A 20,043-nucleotide genomic window follows, 5' to 3' on the forward strand; every position below is an offset into this window, starting at 1 on the left:
GTCACGAACTGAGTTTCCGGCCACCTCGTGAGACTCCTCCCATCCCCTTCTGCGCGGCAGTTCACCGCGCTACGGTCCGGCGGTGCGCACACGCCCGCGGGACACCCGCGTTCCCTGGACCTCACTCGTACTGGCGGCGGTGGCCGCCCTGTTGGCCGCGTTCCTCGCTCCGGGAGCGGCGACCGCCGCGTCCGGCGGCGGCGCGGCGAAGCCGAAGGAGAGCAGACCCGTCTATTCGTACGACCGTGCCGTGCGCGAGTCCGTATGGGTGGACATCAGGACCGACGGTGACGGCGACGGCCGGTCCGACCGCGTCGCCGTCGACATCATCCGCCCCCGCGAGCCCGCCGAACAGGGCAGACGGATACCGGTGATCATGGATGCCAGCCCGTACTACTCCTGCTGCGGGCGGGGCAACGAGAGCCAGAAGAAGACCTATGACGCACAGGGCCGGCCCGTGCAGTTCCCCCTCTATTACGACAACTACTTCGTCCCGCGCGGCTATGCCGTCGCCCTGGTCGACCTGGCCGGAACCAATCGCTCCGACGGCTGTGTCGACATCGGCGGCCGCTCCGACATCCAGTCCGCGAAGGCCGTCGTCGATTGGCTGAACGGCCGCGCCCGCGGCTACAGCAGCCGTACGGGCGGATCGGCCGTCAAGGCCGACTGGACCACCGGCGCCGTCGGCATGATCGGCAAGAGCTACGACGGCACCGTCGCCAACGGCGTCGCCGCCACCGGTGTCGAGGGGCTGCGGACCATCGTCCCGATCGGGGGGATCAGCTCCTGGTACGACTACTACTTCGCCAAGGGCGCCGCCCTCTACGACGGCGGCCCCGACGGGCTCTCGGACGGCATCGAGAGCCCGGAGGCGCGCGGCCACTGCCAGGACGTGCAGCGCCGACTGGTCGAAGGCGCGCCGCGCAACGGCGACTGGACCTCCCTGTGGGAGGCGCGCGACTACGTCAAGGACGCCGGCAAGGTGCGCGCCAGTGTCTTCGCCGTCCACGGCGCGCAGGACCTCAACGTCCGCACCAAGCACCTCGGCCAGTGGTGGGACGCGCTCGCGCAGCACGGTGTGGAGCGCAAGATCTGGCTGTCGACGGCCGGGCACGTCGACCCCTTCGACTTCCGCCGCGACGCCTGGGTGCCCACGCTGCACCGCTGGTTCGACCACTACCTCCTCGGCTACGACAACGGCATCGAGCGCGAGCCCATGGCCGACATCGAGCGTGCCCCCGACCAGTGGTCCACCGACCGCGTCTGGCCGCCGGCCGGCACCCGGGCCACCACGCTCCGCCCGGCCGCCGGTCCCGTCGCCGGCGTCGGCACCCTGGGCCTGGAGCCCGCCCCGTCCGGCACCACCGCGGCCTTCACCGACGACCCGAAGCTCAACGAGGGCGACTGGTCGGCCCACATCGACGAGGCGACCCCGGGCAAGGCCGGGTTCACCACCGGTCCGCTCACCCACGACCTGCGGCTCTCCGGCTCCTCCACGGTCCGCCTCACCGTCACCCCGTCCACCGGCTCCGCGCACCTCTCCGCCGTCCTGGTGGACCTCGGCCCGGCGGCCATCCGCAACTACGCGGGCGACGGCGAGGGCATCCGCACCCTGCCCGGCAGCAGCTGCTGGGGGAGCGGAACCCCCGGCGACACCGGCTGCTTCAAGGACACCGCGGCGGACACCGAGCAGGTCGGCTACACCGTCTTCAGCCGCGGCTGGGCCGACCTCGGCCATTACGCCGGAGGCAAGGCCCGGCCGCTGACCCCCGGCAAGCCGTACTCCCTCACCCTCGACCTCGCCGCCACCGACCACGTCGTGCCGGCCGGGCACCGCCTCGCCCTGATCGTCGCGGGCACCGACGCCGGGCTCATCGAGCCCGCCGCCACCAGCCCGCGGCTGACGGTGGACCTCGGCCGCACCTCCGCCCGGCTGCCGCTCGTCGGAGGGTGGGCCGCCTTCGCCCGCGCGACGGCGGGCGGCCACAGCCCCGCGCCGCACCAGGGCACCCCGCCGCGGGGCGTCCGCCCGGTGGCGCCGTCCCACATCCCCGCCGCCTGACCCGGCCGCGCGGTCCCGCCCCGGTGGCGGGATCGCGCGGGTGCCACAGGTGGCCCACAGAAAAAACTGTTATGGCACCGGGCCCTCCAGCGGTTAGAGTCGGCGCATCATGAGCGCCACCCTCGTCGCCAAGGACCTCGCCGCCGGACATGGCGACCGCACCCTCTTCACCGGACTCGACCTCGTCGTCGCGCCCGGCGACGTCATCGGCCTGGTCGGTGCCAACGGCGCCGGCAAGTCGACGCTGCTGAGGATGCTCGCGGGCCTGGCCGCCCCCGAGGAGGGCGCCGTCCGGCTCAGCCCGCCCACCGCGACCGTCGGCCACCTGCCCCAGGAGCCCGAGCGCCGCCCGGGGGAGACCGTGCGGGCCTTCCTCGCCCGCCGCACCGGCGTGACCGCGGCCCAGACCGCCCTCGACGCCGCGACCCAGGCACTGGTGGACGGCGCTCCCGGCGCCGACGACGCCTACGCCCTCAGCCTCGACCGCTGGCTCGACCTCGGCGGCGCCGACCTGGAGGAGCGCGCCGAGGAGGTCACCGGATCCCTCGGCCTCACCGTCGGCCTGGACCGGCCCATGACCGCCCTCTCCGGCGGCCAGGCCGCCCGCGCCGGCCTCGCCTCGCTGCTGCTCAGCCGCTACGACGTCTTCCTCCTCGACGAGCCCACCAACGACCTCGACCTGGACGGCCTGGCCCGCCTGGAGTCCTTCGTCACCGGGCTGCGCGCGGGCACCGTCCTCGTCAGCCACGACCGCGAGTTCCTCGCCCGCACCGTCGACAAGGTCCTCGAACTCGACCTCGCCCAGCAGCGGATCTCCCTCTACGGCGGTGGCTACGCCGCCTATCTGGAGGAGCGCGAGACCGCCCGCCGGCACGCCCGCGAGGCGTACGACGAGTACGCCGACACCCGCGCCGGCCTGGAGGCCCGTGCCCGCACCCAGCGGAACTGGATGGAGAAGGGCGTCAGGAACGCCCGCCGCAAGGCCACCGACAACGACAAGATCGGCCGCAAGCTCCGCGCCGAGTCCACCGAGAAGCAGGCCGCCAAGGCCCGGCAGACCGAGCGGCTCATCGAGCGCCTCGACGTGGTCGAGGAGCCCCGCAAGGAGTGGGAGCTGCGCATGGAGATCGCCGCGGCGCCCCGCTCCGGCGCGGTCGTGGCCACCCTGCGCGGTGCCGAGGTCCGCCGCGGTTCCTTCACCTTCGGCCCCGCCGACCTCCAGATCGACTGGGCCGACCGGGTCGCGATCACGGGCGCCAACGGCTCCGGCAAGTCCACGCTCCTGGCCGCGCTGCTGGGCAGGCTCCCGCTCGACGCGGGCGCCGCCGCGCTCGGCCCCGGCGTCGTCGTCGGCGAGGTCGACCAGGCGCGCGCCCTCTTCTTCGGGACCGAGGCGCTGCTGGCGGCCTTCGGGGCGGCCGTGCCCGAGCTGGAGCCCGCCGACGTCCGCACGCTGCTCGCGAAGTTCGGGCTGAAGGCCGCCCACGTGCTGCGCCCGGCCGCCACCCTCTCCCCGGGCGAGCGCACCCGCGCCGCCCTCGCGCTGCTCCAGGCCCGCGGCGTCAACCTGCTCGTCCTGGACGAGCCCACCAACCACCTCGACCTTCCGGCCATCGAGCAGCTGGAGTCCGCGCTCGCGTCGTACGAGGGCACGCTGCTGCTCGTCACCCACGACCGCCGGATGCTCGACGCCGTGCACACCACCCGCCGCATCGAGGTCGCGGACGGCCGTCTCACAGAGAACTGACAGGTCAGACGCACAGAGAATCGACAGGGTCGGACAGCGGACTGACAGAGTGGGAATCCGTAACGGCTCATCCGGGTGAAGCTGTGCCCGAAAACAAAACCAGGCTCAGGCCAATATTTGGCCAAGCGCTCGCCATGGCGGGCAGGGCGACGCGCCGGGAACGGTCGCCCCTCGGCCCCGCACGGTGGCGGATTTGAACTCCTGATGGGGATGCTCCAGCAGGTGTTCGATTTGCGGAATTCTGGCTTCGCCATGCGAACCCTGCGCCGGGGGTCGGCGTCTGTGGTGGCGGACGTCCCGAGGGCGTCCGTTCCACCCGCCGTCGAATTAAGGCGAATAGAGGCGTACCGATGTCCCCGTCCCTTTCCGGCCCACAACCCGGCACACAGGACCCCCCTGTGGGGCAGGCCCGCTACCGCAGTGCCCCGGCACCGCACCCGCGTACCCTGCTCGACGTACTCGACACCACGATCGCCGCACATCCCGAGGCCCTCGCCCTCGACACCGGCACCGAGGCCCTCACCTACCGGGCGCTGCGGGACGAGATCACCGTCCGCGCCGACCGGCTGCGCCGCGTCGGTATCGGGCCGGGCGACCGCGTCGGCATCCGCGTCCCGTCGGGCACCGCGGAGCTGTACCTGTCCATCCTCGCCGTGCTGGCCTGCGGTGCCGCCTATGTGCCGGTCGACGCGGACGACCCCGACGAGCGTGCCGCCACCGTCTTCGGCGAGGCCGGCGTCTGCGCCGTCCTCGGCGCCGACGGCCTCCACGCGGCCGGGCCCGTCGATCCCCTGCGGACGCAGCGGCCGGAGCCGCTCCCCGAGGACGACGCCTGGATCATCTTCACCTCCGGCTCCACCGGTGCCCCCAAGGGCGTCGCCGTCACCCACCGCAGCGCCGCCGCGTTCGTCGACGCCGAGGCCGCGCTGTTCCTCCAGGGCAGCCCGCTGGGCCCCGGCGACCGGGTGCTGGCCGGGCTCTCCGTGGCCTTCGACGCCTCCTGCGAGGAGATGTGGCTGGCGTGGCGCTACGGCGCCTGCCTGGTGCCCGCGCCCCGCGCTCTGGTCCGGGCCGGCCACGAGCTCGGCCCCTGGCTGGTCGAACGCGGCATCACCGTCGTGTCCACCGTGCCCACCCTCGCGGCGCTGTGGCCCCCGGAGTGCCTGGACCGCGTACGCCTGCTGATCGTCGGCGGCGAGGCGTGCCCCGCCGCGCTCGTCGACCGCTTCGCCGTGGCCGGCCGCGAGATGTGGAACACCTACGGCCCCACCGAGACCACCGTCGTCGCCTGCGCCGCCCGGATGCAGCCCGGCGAGCCCGTCCGTATCGGCCTGCCGCTGAACGGCTGGGAACTGGCCGTCGTGGACGGGAGCGGCGAGCTCGTGCCGTTCGGCGCCGAGGGCGAGCTCGTCATCGCGGGCGCGGGCAACGCCCGCTACCTCGACCCGGTCAAGGACGCCGACCGCTACCGGCGTTCGGACGCCCTGGAGACCGACCGCGCCTACCGCACCGGCGACCTCGTCCGCGCCGAGCCCGAGGGCCTGGTCTTCGCGGGCCGCGCCGACGACCAGATCAAGATCGGCGGACGCCGCCTCGAACTGGGCGAGATCGACGCCGCGTTGAGCTCCCTCCCCGGCGTGCACGGCGCCGCCGCGGCCGTGCGCACCACCCCGGCGGGCGGCAAGATCCTCGTGGGCTACGTCCTGCCCGACAGCGGCTACGACCGCCACAAGGCGAGAGAGCTGCTGGCCGAGCGGCTGCCCGCCGCGCTGGTCCCCGTACTCGCCGAGGTCGGCGAGCTGCCCACCCGCACCTCCGGCAAGGTCGACCGCGACGCCCTGCCGTGGCCGCTGCCGCAGTCCGCCGAAGACGGCGAGGAACTGCACGGCACCGCCGCCCGGTTGGCCCACCTCTGGGAGCAGCTCCTCGGCACCCGGCCCACCGCCGACTCCGACTTCGTCGCCCTGGGCGGCACCAGCCTCACCGCCGCCCGCATGGCCTCCGCGCTGCGCGAGCACCACCCCGGCGTCTCCGTCGCGGGCCTCTACCGGCACACCGTCCTGCGCGACATGGCCGGCCACATCGACTCCCTCGCCCCCGCGCGGGCCAACGGCCCCGCGCCCGAGGTCCGCCCCGTGCGGCCCCTGCGGCGGCGCACCGGCGTGGCCCAGGTCCTCGTGCAGTGCGCGCTCTTCGGCGTCGCCGGACTCCGCGGGCTGGTCGGCCTCGCCGCCGCCGACAACGTCCTCGGACTGCTGGCCCCCCAGGCATGGGCGCCCCACACCTCCTGGTGGCTGGTGCTGATCGGCTGGGTGGTGCTCTTCAGCGCACCCGCCCGCTTCGCGATCGGCGCCTGCGCCGCCCGCACCCTGACCCGCGGCATCAAGCCGGGCGCCTACCCGCGCGGCGGCCGCGTCCACCTGCGGCTGTGGGCCGCCGAGCGCACGGTGGCCTCCTTCGGCGTCCCGACCCTCCTGGGCACGCCCTGGGCCGCCCTCTACGCCCGTGCCCTCGGCTGCCAGGCCGGCCGCGGCGTGGCCCTGCACGCGATGCCGCCCGTGACCGGCCTCGCCGAATTCGGCGACGGCTGCGGCGTCGAACCCGAGGCCGACATCTCCGGCTGGTGGCTCGACGGCGGACTCCTGCACGTCGGCGCCGTGAAGATCGGCGCGGGCGCCCGGGTGGCCCACCGCAGCATGATGATGCCCGGATCCTCCCTCGGCGCGAACGCCGAACTCACCTCCGGCGCCTGCCTCGACGGCCACATCCCCGCGGGCGAGACCTGGGAAGGGTCGCCGGCGCGCCCCCGCCCCCGCGCGGCCGCTCCCCGCACCGCGGTGCCCCGCCCCGCGAGCGCGACGTCCGCCGAACGGAACGACGGCCTCGGGCGAGGTGCCGCACACGGCGCCGCCGTCCCGGCCTCCCGCACGGACAGCGCCCTCGCCGCCGCCGCGCTCGCCGTGGACGAGGCCTTCGACGGCCTCGGCCACACGGTGGACGCGGGCGACCGCACCGCCACCCGCTCCTCCCTGAGGAACCGCCGTGGCTCGCGCGGCGGCACCGTCCGCCCGCAGCCGACCGGCCGCCCCGAGCCGTACGCGGGCCGCGGCAAGGACTCCCTCCGCCCCGGCGGCCGCGCCCGGCGCGCCCGCCGCACCCCGCCCGCCGCACCGCGGATGACACCGCGCTGGCGACTCGCCTACGCGCTGTCCCTCGCGGTCGTGCCCCTGCTGCCGCTCGTCTCGGCGCTCCCCTCGCTGGTCGGCACGTACTACCTGGTCAAGGGCTGCTCCACGCTGCTGTCCGTGACGCTGCTGCTGCTCGCCGCCGCGCCCGTGCTCACCGTCGCCACCACCCTGTGCTGGGCGCTGCTCGTCGCCGGTGTCGTCCGGCTCCTCGGGCGCGGGATCACCCCCGGCGACCACCCCGCCACCGGCGGGGTCGCCTGGCGGGCCTGGCTCGTCACCCGGCTGCTCGACTCCACGCGCTCCAGCCTCTTCCCGCTCTACGCGGGCCTGGCCACCCCCGTCTGGATGCGCCTGCTCGGCGCCCGCGTCGGCAAGAGCGCCGAGATCTCCACGGTGCTCCCGCTCCCGTCGCTGCTCACGGTCGACGACGGCGCGTTCCTCGCCGACGACACCCTGGTCGCCCCGTACGAACTGCACGGCGGCCGGATGCGGCTGGGCACCGCGCACGTCGGGCGGCGCGCCTTCGTCGGCAACTCCGGCATCGTGGGCCCCGGCCGGAGCGTGCCCGACAACGGTCTGATCGGTGTCCTCTCCGACACCCCCGAACACAGCGAGCCGGGCTCCTCCTGGCTGGGCCGCCCCGCGATGCCGCTGCCCCGCGTCGCGACCGTCGCCGAGGCGGGCCGCACCTTCGCGCCGCCGCGCCGTCTCGTCCTCGCCCGCGCGGCCGTCGAGATGTGCCGCGTCCTGCCGCTGATCATCGGCTTCGCGTTCGCCGAACTGGTCCTGCTCGGCGAGCAGGACGCCCTCGACACCGGAGGCCCCGGCCTCGCAGCGGCCGTCGGCGCCCCCCTGCTGCTGGCCGCCGCGGCCGCCGCCGGACTGACCGCGACCGCCGCGAAGTGGCTGCTCATGGGCCGCTTCAAGGTGGGCGAGCACCCGCTGTGGAGCTCCTTCGTCTGGCGCAACGAGCTCTACGACACCTTCGTCGAATCCCTCGCCGTGCCGTGGATGGCGGGCCCCTTCACCGGCACCCCGGTCCTCAACTGGTGGCTGCGCAGCCTGGGCGCCCGGATCGGCCGCGGCGTGTGGTGCGACACGCACTGGCTGCCCGAGACCGACCTGATCTCCCTCGGTGACGGCGTCAGCGTCAACCGCGGCTGTGTCCTGCAGACCCACCTCTTCCACGACCGGATCATGCGGATGGACACCGTGCACCTCGCCGACGGCGCCTCGCTCGGCCCGCACGGCATTGTCCTGCCCGGCACCAGCATCGGCGAGCACGCGGCCATCGCGCCGTCCTCGCTGGTCATGCGCGGCGAGTCGGTGCCCGCCGGGACCCGCTGGGCGGGCAATCCGATCGCAGGGGAGAGCGTGGCGTGAGGGGCGACGACGCATCATGACCCTCCGGGACCGCTTCCCGTGCAGCCGCCGCGCCGTTCTCACGGCCGCGGCGGCGGCTCTCCCGCTGGCCGCGACCGCGGCCAGCACCGCGGACCGGGCCGCCCGCGAGGGCGGCCCGGCGGCGCGCTACTTCCCGCGCCACGGCTCGTACGGCCACCGCACCCTCGCCTACGACCTGCGGCTCGCCTACGACCCCGGGTCCGCGTGGCTGGACGGCCACGCCACGATCAAGGCCGTCGCCAACGAGAACACCCGCCGGGTCGAACTCGACCTGGCACGGCTGACGGTGCACGCCGCGGAGATCGACGGCGAACCGGCGACCGTGCAGCGGCGGGACGGCAAGGCCGTGCTCACCGCCGCCCGGCCGCTCGCCCCGGGCCAGCCGTTCACCGCGGACGTCCGCTACAGCGGCAGCCCGGCGCCTGTACGCACCCCGTTCGGTGCGATCGGCTGGGACCGTACCGGCGACGGTCACGACGGCACCCTCGTCGCCTCCCAGCCGCTCGGCGCGCCCTCGTGGTTCCCGTGCAACGACCGGCCGGACGACAAGGCCGCCTACACCGTCACCGTGCGGGTGCCCGCGGGCCACCACGCGCTCGCCAACGGCACCCTGCGCGAGCGCCGGGACCTCGACGACGGGTCGGTGAGCTGGACCTACCACCACCCCGGGCCGATGGCGTCCTACCTCGCGGCCGTCTACACCGGCCGGTTCGCGCACGACACGTACGACACCGAGAGCAGCGGCTCACCCGTACCGCTGCGCAACGCCTACCCCGCCCACCTCGCCGACCGGGCCCGGCACGACCTGGCCCGCCAGCCGCAGATGCTGCGCGCCTTCACGGACATGTTCGGCCCGTACCCCTTCGAGACGTACGGCGCGGTCGTCGTCGACGCCGAGCTCGCGGCACCCGTGGAGAACCAGACGCTCTCCGTCTTCGGCAGCAACCACATGGACGGCAAGCGCGGCTGGGAGACGCTCGTGGCCCACGAGATCGCGCACCAGTGGTACGGGAACAGCGTCAGCCTCACCGACTGGCGGCACATCTGGCTCAACGAGGGGTTCGCCACCTACGCGGAGTGGCTGTGGTCCGAGCACATCGACGAGGACGACGCCCACACCCTCGCCGTGCAGGCCCGGCGGGAGCTGTCCGGCCACCGGCAGAACCTCCGCATCGGCGACCCCGGGCGCAGCCGCATCTTCGACGACCGGGTCTACGTCCGGGGAGCCTGCACTCTGCACGCGCTCCGGCTGGCCCTCGGCGACGAGCGGTTCTTCACGGTGCTGCGCACCTGGCACGCCGCGCACCGCGGCGGCAGCGCGGACACCGACGCGTTCGTCGCCCACGCGGAGCGGACGGCGGGCCGGCCGCTGACCGGGCTGCTCCGCCCCTGGCTCTTCGACAGGACGCTGCCGGAATTCCCGGCCCGGACCGCCGGGGCGTGACGCCGGACCGGACCGCCCGGCGCGCCTACCAGTGCGCCGGGCGGTTCAGCGACGGCGGCAGCACGGTGGCGGCGTCGCCCTTCGCGGCGTCGAGCTGCGACTGGACGAGGAAGAGGCTGCCGGTGAGGTCGGCACCCCTGAGGTCCGCCCCGCGCAGGTCGGCCCCGATGAGGTCGGCCAGCCGCAGGTCGGCGCCGCGCAGGTCGGCGCCTATGAGACAGGCGCCCCGCAGACTGGCGCCGCGCAGGTCCGCGCCCTTGAGCTTCGCCCCGACGAGGTCGGCTCCGCGGCGGTCCTTCTTCTTCCCGTTCTTCCCGCAGAACCCGGCGCGCGCGAGCTCGCTCGCACGCAGCAGCAGAGGGTTGACCTCCTGCCGGACCGCCATGACGTCCACGGCCGCGAGGGCCTCGGCGTCCAGGGCGGTGAGCCGCTCGGTCTCCTCCAGCGCGCGGGTGAGCTCACCGCGCACCGGCCGGGCGGCGGGCAGCGCCCGCGCCTCGGTCAGGTAATACAGCAGCTCGTGCAGGTCCCGCATGACGGGGAACACGTCGAACATCCGCTGCCCGCCGTCCGGCGCCCGCCGCCAGTCCACCCCGCCGAACGTCACCTGCGAGACCTTCTGCCCGGCGCCGAAACAGTCGTAGACCGTGCAGCCCCGGAAGCCGCGCGGGCGCAGCTCGGTGTGGATACCGCAGCGGAAGTCCGCCCGCAGGTTGGGACAGGGCGTCCGGGCGGGCTTGTCGATCGCGAAGTCCGACGAGGCGGAGAAGGCGGGGACGGTGCAGCAGAGGGCGAAGCAGTTGCCGCAGTCTGCGGCGAGGTCGAGGCCGGTGGTTATGTGGGACAAGGGGTGGATCTCCTGGCTCGATGGTTCGTTTTCTTTCCCCAGCCCCGCCCCTTCCCGAACTGGGGGAGACCCCCAGACCCCCAGCGCCCTTCGGGCGCGTCCTCAAACGCCGGACGGGCTGGATGTGCTGGCTACGGGGTCTGGGGCGGAGCCCCGGTTTCGGGAAGGGGCGGGGTAGGGGAACAAGCCCGCCGCAGGCGCAAGCGGGCCCGGGGCGGAGCCCCCACGCGGCGGAGCCGCACATCAGACGCAGCCGGGAAGGGGCGGGGCTGGGGAAGAATCCCGCGGCGCGGGACCGGTGTCAGCGTCGCTTCGGGTCCAGGAGCCCCGCCCGCCGCAGCGCGTCCGCCATCGCGTCATTGCCCGGAGCCGCCTCCCGGGGCCCCCGCGGCGCGCCCTCACCGCGCCGCGGCCTCGGCGTACCGCCCTGGCGGGAGCCACCGCGCGCCCCCTTCCGCGGCGCCGCCCCCTCGGCGGGAGCCGTCCCGTCCTCCAGGCGCAGCGTCAGCGACACCCGCTTGCGCGGGATGTCGACCTCCATGACCTTCACCCGCACGATGTCACCGGGCTTCACGACGTCCCGCGGGTCCTTCACGAAGTTCTTCGACATCGCGGAGACGTGCACGAGGCCGTCCTGGTGCACACCGATGTCCACGAAGGCGCCGAAGGCCGCCACGTTGGTGACGACACCTTCGAGGATCATGCCCGGCACGAGGTCGCCGAGCTTCTCGACGCCGTCCTTGAACGTGGCCGTCCGGAACGCCGGGCGCGGGTCGCGACCCGGCTTCTCCAGCTCGCGCAGGATGTCGGTGACCGTCGGCAGGCCGAAGGAGTCGTCGACGAAGCTCTCCGGGCGCAGCGAGCGCAGCACGCTGGTGTTGCCGATGAGCGCGGCGACCGCGCCGCCCGTGGACTTCACCATCGCCCGCACCACGGGATAGGCCTCGGGGTGCACGCTGGACGCGTCGAGCGGGTCGTCGCCGCCCCGGATCCGCAGGAAGCCCGCGCACTGCTCGTACGCCTTCGGGCCGAGCCGGGCCACGTCCTTGAGGCCCTTGCGGGACCGGAAGGGGCCGTTGGTGTCGCGGTGGGCCACGATGTTCTCCGCGAGGCCCGAGCTGATGCCGGAGACCCGGGAGAGCAGCGGCGCGGACGCGGTGTTCACGTCGACGCCGACGCCGTTCACACAGTCCTCCACGACCGCGTCGAGCGAGCGGGAGAGCTTCACCTCGGACAGGTCGTGCTGGTACTGCCCGACGCCGATGGACTTGGGGTCGATCTTCACCAGCTCGGCGAGCGGGTCCTGGAGCCGGCGGGCGATGGAGACCGCGCCGCGCAGCGACACGTCCAGCTCCGGCAGCTCCTGCGAGGCGAACGCGGACGCGGAATACACCGAGGCGCCCGCCTCCGAGACCATCACCTTGGTGAGCCCCAGCTCCGGGTGGCGCGCTGTCAGGTCGGCCGCGAGCTTGTCGGTCTCGCGCGACGCCGTGCCGTTGCCGATCGCGATCAGCTCCACGCCGTGCTCGCGAGCGAGCCGGGCGAGCGTCGCGAGCGAGGCGTCCCACTTCTGCTGCGGGACGTGCGGATAGATCGTCTCGGTCGCGGCGACCTTGCCGGTCGCGTCCACGACGGCGACCTTCACGCCCGTGCGGAAGCCGGGGTCGAGGCCCATCGTGGCGCGCGTGCCCGCGGGGGCGGCCAGCAGCAGGTCGCGGAGGTTCGCGGCGAAGACCCGGACCGCCTCGTCCTCGGCGGCCTGGCGCAGCCGCAGGCGCAGGTCGATGCCGAGGTGGACGAGGACGCGGGTGCGCCAGGCCCAGCGCACGGTGTCGCCCAGCCACTTGTCGGCCGGGCGGCCGCGCTGGACGATGCCGAACCGCTGGGCGATGGCCTGCTCGTACGCGGTGGGGCCCTCGGGGGCCGACGGCTCCTCCGGCTCCAGGGCGAGGTCGAGGACCTCCTCCTTCTCGCCCCGCAGCATGGCGAGCACCCGGTGCGAGGGCAGCGCGGTGAAGGGCTCGGCGAAGGCGAAGTAGTCGGCGAACTTCGCGCCCGCCTCCTCCTTGCCCGCCCGCACCTTCGCCGCGACGCGCCCGCGCGTCCACATGCGCTCGCGCAGCTCGCCGATCAGGTCGGCGTCCTCGCTGAAGCGCTCGGTCAGGATGGCGCGGGCGCCCTCCAGCGCGGCCGCGGCGTCGCCGACACCGCGCTCGGCGGAGACGAAGGCGGCCGCCGCGGCGAGCGGCTCGACGCCCGGGTCGCCCAGCAGCCCGTCCGCCAGCGGCTCAAGACCGGCCTCCCGGGCGATCTGCGCCTTGGTGCGCCGCTTGGGCTTGAAGGGCAGATAGATGTCCTCCAGCCGGGCCTTGGAGTCGGCGGTGAGGATCCGCGCCTCCAGTGCCGCGTCCAGCTTGCCCTGCGCGCGCACGGAGTCCAGGACCGCCGTGCGGCGGTCCTCCAGCTCCCGCAGATAGCGCAGCCGCTCGTCGAGGGCGCGCAGCTGCACGTCGTCGAGCATCTCGGTCGCTTCCTTGCGGTAGCGGGCGATGAAGGGCACGGTCGAGCCGCCGTCGAGCAAGTCGACGGCGGCCTTCACCTGCCGCTCCCGGACGCCGAGCTCCTCGGCGATCCTGCCTGCGATCCTGTCCTCGGTCGACGCACCCACTGCCGTCACGATCACGCTCCGCTTTCTCTTCGAGCTGCGATCTGCATTGTGGCAGGTGCCACCGACAACGCCCGCGCGAGCCTCGCGGCCCCCGGTGCTCAGCCCTTGCCGAGCAGGTCCGTGGGGAAGCCGCCCGCGTTGAACGCCGTCGTGGTGAAGGCGGTGGCCAGCTCGGTGAGGCGCTCGGCGCCCGCCGCGCCCAGGTGCTCGTACGGGGCCGCGTCCAGGCGGTCCGTGGCGTTCTCCAGCTCCTCGCGCAGTGTGCTGCCGGCCTCCGTCAACTCACCCTCGGAGTCGAGCAGTCCGCGCTTCCGCAGCCGGTCGCGGCCCGCGTCCAGCTCCTCCTCGCTCCAGCCGCGCGTGGCCAGCAGCCACTTGCGGGTCATGCCGCGGCCGGTCGCGCCATGGCTGACGAGGGCCTCCACCGGGTCGAGCCCGGCCTGGACGAGTGACATCACGTGCCCGTCGCCGCGGTGCTCGCGCAGCAGCGTCGCGGCGTACCAGAGGACGAGGTGCGGCGCGTCCGGCACCGGCAGGTCCGCGTGGGCGGCGTAGAGCGGGCGGCCGCCCCGCGTGCAGCCCTCGGTCGCGCGCAGCGCGAGGCGGGCGGCCTCGGCCATCTCCGGGGAGGCGACGGTGTCGTCGCCGAGGAGGCGGCGCAGGGTCGCGTCGGCGGCGCGCAGCCGGGCGGCGACCGCGTCCTCGGGCGAGACGGTGTCCCAGACGGCCGGGACGTGCCGGGCCACCAGCTCGTACTTGTAGTTGTAGAACGAGGCGGCCACCACACCGGCGCCCACCCGCCCGAACGCGGCGGCGCGCGCTGCCATGTTGACGGCCGGGCGGTCCTCGACGCCCAGTGCCGTGAACTCCCGGTGGGTGTCCGGGGAGAAGTAGACGAGGGAATGCAGGGGGTTCACGACGTTGTGACAGCGGCGCGCGGCGCCCTCGGGCAGACGCTGGGAAGTGGTCATGGCTGCACGTTACCGACTGGTCGGTACGGCGGGAAGGCCCGGGGGAGGAGCCGAGCCGATGGCGGGAAAGGTGGGATCTTCGTCATTGCGGACGCGCCGGGCCCCGGCGAGCATGGGTGCATGACCCCTCGCCGCACCGTGCTCTTCCCTCTCTTCGAGGAGGTGCAGAGCCTCGATGTCACAGGCCCCCTCGAAGTGTTCGACTGCGTGGGCCTCGTGACCGGCGACCGGGATCTCTACGAGCTCCGTACCGCCACCGTCGACGGCGAGCCGGTCCGCAGCAGCAGCGGCCTGCGGCTGATGCCCGACATGGCACTCCACGAGGCGGAGGTCCCGCACACCCTGGTCGTCCCCGGCGGGGACGGCACCCGCGCCCCCGATCCCCGGCTCGTCGACTGGCTGCGCGAGACGGCCCCGCGCGCCGAACGGATCGTGTCGGTGTGCACGGGCGCGTTCCTGCTCGCCGCGGCCGGGCTGCTCGACGGGCGGCGCGTGACGACCCATTGGGCCTACTGCGCGACCCTCGCCGAGCGGTACCCCGCGATCCGCGTGGAGCCCGACCCCATCTACATCCGCGACGGGAAGGTCGCCACCGCCGCCGGCGTCACCGCGGGCATCGACCTCGCGCTCGCCCTGGTGGAGGAGGACCTGGGCCGGGAGCCGGCGCTCGCCGTCGCCCGCGGGCTCATCGTCTTCCTGCGCCGCCCGGGCAACCAGACGCAGTTCAGCGCCCAACTCGCCGTGCAGACCGCCCGGCGGGCACCGCTGCGCGACATCCAGCACTGGGTCGTGGAGAACCCGGAGGCCGACCTCTCCGTCGACGCGCTCGCCGCCCGCGCCGGCCTGTCGCCCCGTCACTTCGCCCGCGCCTTCCGCGGCGAGGTCGGGATGACACCCGGCCGCTACGTCGACCGGGTCCGGCTGGAGGCCGCGCGCAGACTTCTGGAGGACACCGCCGACGGCGTCGAGACCGTCGCGCGGGCGTGCGGCTACGGCACGCCCGAGGCGATGCGCCGCGCCTTCGTCCGGTCCCTGGGGGCGTCGCCGGCCGAATACCGGCGCCGCTTCCGCCCGCTGACCCCGGCCTGAACCGGCCCCGTACCGTACGAAAGGACGATCGTGCAGATCGCCATCCTGCTCTACCCCGGCTTCACCGCCCTGGACGCCGTCGGCCCGTTCGAGGTGCTCGGCAACCTCCCGGGCGCCGAGGCCGTCTTCGTCGCCGAGGAACCCGGCGCGCTGCGCAACGACAACGGCAGGCTCGCCATGGTCGCCGACGCCTCGCTCGCCGAGGTCACGCGCCCCGACATCGTCGTGGTGCCCGGCGCGCCCGACACGAGCGGGCCGCGGGGGTCCGAGGCCGTGCGGGAGTGGCTGCGGGCCGTCGACCGGACCACGGCCTGGACGACGTCCGTGTGCACCGGCTCCCTGGTCCTCGCCGCCGCCGGACTGCTGACGGGCCGCCGGGCCACCTCGCACTGGCTGCACCTGGACGAACTGGCGTCGTACGGCGTCGAGTCCACCGGCGAACGGGTCGTCACCGACGGCAAGTACGTGACCGCGGCGGGCGTCTCCTCCGGCATCGACATGGGCCTCACGCTCGCCGGCCGGATCGCGGGCGACCGCACGGCCCAGGCGATACAGCTCCTCATCGAGTACGACCCGCAGCCGCCGTACGACGCGGGCTCGCCGGAGAAGGCCCCCGCGGACCTCGTGGCGGAGTGGCGGGAACGGGGGGTCTGACGGCGCAGTCGGCGCCGCGGAGGACCGCTCCCACGGACATGGCGGCCGGGGAGGACCGGGACGGGGGTCCGGCCCTCCCCGGCCGCCAGGCCGTACCGAGACCTGTCGTCAGGCCGTACAGGGCCCTGTACGGCCGTACAGGGACCCGTCAGGCCGTGCCGGGACCCGTCAGGCCGTAACCCGGACCCGTCAGGCCGTGCCGGGACCCGTCAGGCCGTAACCCGGACCCGTCAGGCCGTGCCGGGAACCTGCCAGGCCGTACCCGGACCCGTCAGGCCGTGCCCGGAACCCGCCAGGCGAACCGCGGGGCCCGCCGCTCCAGGAACGCCGCCGCCCCTTCCGCCGCCTCACCGCTGCCGCGGGCCTCCTGGGCCCAGTGCTCCCACCGCGCGCTCCCTTCCGCCGCGGTGAACTCCTTCGCCGCCACCTGCGTGAGCAGCGACCGCGACGCCAGCACCCGCGCGAACTCCGTCACCCGCTCGCCGAGCGCCTCCGCCGGCCACACCTCGTCCACGAGGCCGGTGCGCAGCGCCCGTTCCGTGTCGATCAACTCGGCGGAGAACAGCAGGTACTTGGCCGTCGACGGGCCCACCAGCTCGGCCAGCCGCCGGGTCGACGACGCCGCGTAGACGATCCCCAGCCGTGCCGGGGTCACCCCGAAGGACGCGCCCTCCGCCGCGAAGCGCAGGTCGCAGGCGGCCGCGAGCTGGACGCCACCGCCCACGCAGTAGCCGCGGACGGCCGCGAGCGTCGGCTTGGGGAAGGCGGCCAGCGCCTCCTCGGCCGCGACGGCCAGATCGCGGGAGCCCTCGCCGCCGTCGGTGAGCGAGGAGATGTCGGCGCCCGCGCAGAAGGTGCCGCCCTCGCCGGTGAGCACCAGGACGCGTACCGCCGGGTCGGCGGCGCAGCGCTCCAGCAGGCCGGGCAGGGCCCGCCACATGCCGTTCGTCATGGCGTTCCGCTTGGCGGGGTTGGCGATGCGGACCGTCGCGGTGCCGTCGGCGATGTCCAGATGCAGTGCGGGCTCCATGGTCCGGATGCTATCCGGGGCGCGATTCCATGATCCGTCCTATGATCAAAAAAAGGGGGCGCTACGAGGAGGCGCTCATGACCAGGGGCACGAGGCGGGCGCGGTCACCGGGCCACAGGCTCAGCCGCAATTTCGGGGTGCTGGCGCTGCTGGGCGGGATCCTGGTGCTCGCCGGTCTGGTGGGGCTGGCCTACGTGGGTTTCGCGACCCTCACCACGATGATCCTCTTCGGCTGGCTGCTGCTGATCGGCGGGATCGTCGGCCTGGTGCACGCCGTCCAGTCGCGGGACAGCAGCTTCTTCTGGCTCGGCGTGGTGGTCGCGGCGCTGAACATCGCCGCGGGCGCGGTGGTGATCCGGCGGCCCGAGGTCGCGGCCGTGGGGCTGACGATGTTCGCCGCGCTGCTCTTCCTGACCGGCGGTGTCTTCCGGCTGGTGGGCAGCCTGGTGGTGCGCGGGCCGCAGATGGGCTGGACGCTCGTGCAGGGTGCCTTCGGGCTGCTGCTGGGCATCCTGGTGCTGGGTGACTGGCCGCACAGCAGCCGCTATGTGATCGGCACCTTCTTCTCCCTCGCCCTGCTCTTCGACGGGCTCGGCCTGATCGCCCTCGGGGTCGGGGGCCGCCGGGTCGTCGGCATGGTCTCGGAGGCGGTCTCGGAAGAAGGTGCTCCGGATCGTTCAGCCAACAGCGACCAGGGCGGCCAGGAACAGTCGCGTGGGTGACCCTGGCATACGCACGCGATCAAATCCCGTCGATAGGCGCTGACTTGTGTTCAGAATGCCGGTGCGGACCCTTACGTTCCCAACACTCGATGTGCGGTCGACCACGGTGAGGGGTTGGTATCGGACATGGAGATCCTCGGGAGCGTTCCGCCCGAACCGGGACAGGCCCCGCGGCCGCGCAGGCCGATCGAGTTCGACGGCGCCTGGCGGTTCACCGCTCCCGCACAGGACTCCTCCGTGCCCCGCGCCAGACACGCCGTCCGCGACCTGCTGGGCCGGCAGCGGGTGCCGCTGCGCGACGACCTCCTGCACGGCCTGCTGCTGATCGTCTCCGAGCTGGTCACCAACGCCGTGCAGCACGCCGCGCTGCTCTCGCCCGAGGTCGCCGTGGAGGTCGCCATCGGCCCGCACTGGGTACGGGTGGCCGTCGAGGACGACCACCCGTACCGGCCCAAGCCCCTGGAGGCGGACGACGACCGCATCGGCGGCCGGGGCCTGCTGCTGGTCAAGACGATCTCGGACGAGGCCGGCGGCCTGTGCGACGTCGAGCACACCGCGAGCGGCGGCAAGGTGGTCTGGGCCGCCCTGCCGCTCGGCACGCCGGCTACCAGCCCGCTGCGTCCCCGGTGATCTCGCGCACCACAGGGCGCGCGGTGTCCAGCACGTCCATGAACCACGCCGAGAACGTGAACTTCTCCCGCAGCTCGTCGAGCTCGGCCGGGGTCACGAAGGCCGTCTCCTCGACCTCCTCGGGGTCCGGGCGTAGCGCGGCGCTCACGGTGCCCACGAAGAGGTGATTGAACTCCTGCTCGACCAGGCCCGACGCCGGGTCGGGGTGGTTGTAGCGCACGGTGCCGGCCTCGCGCAGCAGCGAGGGGGCGACGCCCAGCTCCTCGCCCGTGCGGCGGGCCGCCGCGACGAACGGCGGCTCGTCCGGATAGGGGTGGCCGCAGCAGGTGTTGGACCAGACGCCGGGGGAGTGGTACTTCCCCAGCGCCCGGCGCTGGAGCAGCAGCCGGCCCTGCTCGTCGAAGAGGAAGACCGAGAAGGCGCGGTGCAGCCGCCCGGGGGCGAGGTGCGCCGAGAGCTTCTCGGCCGTGCCGATGGTTCTGCCGGACTCGTCGACCAGTTCCAGCATGATCGGCTCAGCTGCGCCGTCGGAGGTGGGAACCGTCGAGTCGTCGGCGGACAGGCCCTTGGCAGGTGTGATCGGCATTGACCATCCTCGTAGTCGGTCTTCGACCCTCAAGTCTGCCGTACGCCGCTGTGGCGTCAATGACAGAGTCGCGCCTCGTGCTCCGCGTGGCCACCGGGCTCCAGCTGGAAGGTGCAGTGCTCGACGTCGAAGTGCTCGCCGAGACACCCCTGCAGGTCGTGGAGCATTTTCTCGTGTCCGGCCGAGTCCAGCGCCGCGTGGTCGACGACCACGTGCGCCGACAGCACCGGCATCCCGGATGTGATCGTCCACACATGCAGATCGTGCAGGTCCGCCACACCGGGCAGCGCCATGATGTGTGACCGGATCTCGTCCATGTCGACGTTCTTGGGAGCCGCCTCCAGCAGGACGTCCAGCGCCTCCCGCAGCAGCTTGAGTGTGCGCGGCACGATCATCAGGCCGATCAGCAGGGACGCCACGGGGTCCGCCTGCTTCCAGCCCGTGGTCATGATGACCAGGGCGGAGATCACCACGGCCAGGGAGCCCAGGGCGTCCGAGAGGACCTCCAGGAACGCCCCGCGCACGTTCAGGCTCTCCTTCTGGCCGCGCATCAGCAGGGCCAGCGAGATCAGGTTGGCCACCACGCCGACCAGGCCGAAGACCACCGTCGTGCCGCCGGGCACCTCGGTGGGGCTGGCCAGCCGCTTGATCGCCTCGAAGAGGATGAAGCCGCCCACGCCCAGCAGCAGCAGACAGTTCAGCAGCGCGGCCAGGATCTCCGCACGGGCGTAGCCGTAGGTGCGGCGGCCGCCGGGCGGCCGGTTGGCGAAGTGGATCGCCACCAGCGCCATGCTCACCCCGACCGCGTCGGTCGCCATGTGCCCGGCGTCCGCGAGCAGTGCCAGCGAACCGGTCAGCGCGCTGCCGACGATCTCCGCGACGAGCACCGTCAGCGTGATGCCAAGCGCGATCCGCAGCCGGCCCCGGTAGGCCGCCGCCGCCGTGCCGGTCGTCCCGGGCGGAGGCCCGTGCGAATGGCCGTGGTCGTGCCCTGCGCCCAT

The 20,043-nt window shown here is 73.9% G+C and carries 14 protein-coding genes; 8 read left to right on the forward strand and 6 right to left on the reverse strand.

Going from position 1 to position 20,043, the window contains the following annotated elements; translation table 11 throughout:
- Positions 1 to 82 precede the first annotated feature (82 nt).
- The 4 genes from AB0435_RS06720 (at position 83) to AB0435_RS06735 (ending at position 9,845) form a co-directional block, all read left to right on the forward strand.
- Entirely contained in the window at positions 83 to 2,062 is a 1,980-nt protein-coding gene (locus AB0435_RS06720; RefSeq protein ID WP_366426375.1) for a Xaa-Pro dipeptidyl-peptidase, read from the forward strand.
- Between the two features lie 109 nt (positions 2,063 to 2,171).
- Positions 2,172 to 3,809, forward strand: a complete 1,638-nt coding sequence (locus tag AB0435_RS06725; protein ID WP_366426376.1) for an ABC-F family ATP-binding cassette domain-containing protein — start codon at positions 2,172 to 2,174, stop codon at positions 3,807 to 3,809.
- A gap of 398 nt (positions 3,810 to 4,207) precedes the next feature.
- Positions 4,208 to 8,380, forward strand: coding sequence for a Pls/PosA family non-ribosomal peptide synthetase (locus AB0435_RS06730; RefSeq protein WP_366426377.1), 4,173 nt, complete (start codon positions 4,208 to 4,210; stop codon positions 8,378 to 8,380).
- 16 nt (positions 8,381 to 8,396) lie between these two features.
- A complete protein-coding gene (locus AB0435_RS06735) occupies positions 8,397 to 9,845 on the forward strand; it encodes a M1 family metallopeptidase (protein WP_366003873.1) in 1,449 nt (482 codons plus the stop codon).
- Between the two features lie 25 nt (positions 9,846 to 9,870).
- On the opposite strand, the gene AB0435_RS06740 is transcribed toward AB0435_RS06735, so the two are convergent.
- The 3 genes from AB0435_RS06740 to AB0435_RS06750 all read right to left on the reverse strand — a co-directional run bounded on the left by AB0435_RS06740 (position 9,871) and on the right by AB0435_RS06750 (position 14,331).
- On the reverse strand, positions 9,871 to 10,692 hold the full coding sequence (locus tag AB0435_RS06740) for a pentapeptide repeat-containing protein (protein ID WP_366426378.1): 822 nt from the start codon (positions 10,690 to 10,692) through the stop codon (positions 9,871 to 9,873).
- 301 nt (positions 10,693 to 10,993) lie between these two features.
- Complete coding sequence (locus AB0435_RS06745; protein WP_366426379.1) at positions 10,994 to 13,369, reverse strand: Tex family protein; 2,376 nt, start codon at positions 13,367 to 13,369, stop codon at positions 10,994 to 10,996.
- An 89-nt stretch (positions 13,370 to 13,458) separates the two neighbouring features.
- Entirely contained in the window at positions 13,459 to 14,331 is an 873-nt protein-coding gene (locus tag AB0435_RS06750; RefSeq protein ID WP_366003870.1) for a hypothetical protein, read from the reverse strand.
- A 120-nt stretch (positions 14,332 to 14,451) separates the two neighbouring features.
- Here AB0435_RS06750 and AB0435_RS06755 point away from each other — a divergent pair, with 120 nt between their 5' ends.
- Together AB0435_RS06755 and AB0435_RS06760 are read left to right on the forward strand one after the other, a co-directional pair.
- On the forward strand, positions 14,452 to 15,420 hold the full coding sequence (locus AB0435_RS06755) for a GlxA family transcriptional regulator (RefSeq protein ID WP_366003869.1): 969 nt from the start codon (positions 14,452 to 14,454) through the stop codon (positions 15,418 to 15,420).
- 30 nt (positions 15,421 to 15,450) lie between these two features.
- Positions 15,451 to 16,074 (forward strand): DJ-1/PfpI family protein, encoded by a 624-nt coding sequence (locus AB0435_RS06760; RefSeq protein WP_366003868.1) that lies wholly within the window; start codon positions 15,451 to 15,453, stop codon positions 16,072 to 16,074.
- Between the two features lie 271 nt (positions 16,075 to 16,345).
- Here the strand turns inward: AB0435_RS06760 and AB0435_RS06765 are convergent, their stop codons facing one another.
- Complete coding sequence (locus AB0435_RS06765; RefSeq protein ID WP_366426380.1) at positions 16,346 to 17,104, reverse strand: enoyl-CoA hydratase/isomerase family protein; 759 nt, start codon at positions 17,102 to 17,104, stop codon at positions 16,346 to 16,348.
- 77 nt (positions 17,105 to 17,181) lie between these two features.
- Here AB0435_RS06765 and AB0435_RS06770 point away from each other — a divergent pair, with 77 nt between their 5' ends.
- Positions 17,182 to 17,826 carry a DUF308 domain-containing protein gene (locus tag AB0435_RS06770; protein WP_366003866.1) on the forward strand — a complete coding sequence of 215 codons (645 nt, stop codon included), beginning with the start codon at positions 17,182 to 17,184 and terminating at the stop codon, positions 17,824 to 17,826.
- A 126-nt stretch (positions 17,827 to 17,952) separates the two neighbouring features.
- Entirely contained in the window at positions 17,953 to 18,456 is a 504-nt protein-coding gene (locus AB0435_RS06775) for an ATP-binding protein (RefSeq protein WP_366003865.1), read from the forward strand.
- Here AB0435_RS06775 and idi read toward each other — a convergent pair.
- Together idi and AB0435_RS06785 are read right to left on the reverse strand one after the other, a co-directional pair.
- Positions 18,431 to 19,042 (reverse strand): isopentenyl-diphosphate Delta-isomerase, encoded by a 612-nt coding sequence (gene idi / locus AB0435_RS06780; RefSeq protein ID WP_366003864.1) that lies wholly within the window; start codon positions 19,040 to 19,042, stop codon positions 18,431 to 18,433. The genes AB0435_RS06775 and idi overlap by 26 nt on opposite strands.
- 56 nt (positions 19,043 to 19,098) lie before the next feature.
- Positions 19,099 to 20,043: a cation diffusion facilitator family transporter gene (locus tag AB0435_RS06785; RefSeq protein WP_366003863.1), complete on the reverse strand. Its 945-nt coding sequence runs from the start codon at positions 20,041 to 20,043 to the stop codon at positions 19,099 to 19,101.

It is taken from the genome of Streptomyces sp. NPDC051173 (genome assembly GCF_040689515.1).
GTDB lineage: Bacteria > Actinomycetota > Actinomycetes > Streptomycetales > Streptomycetaceae > Streptomyces.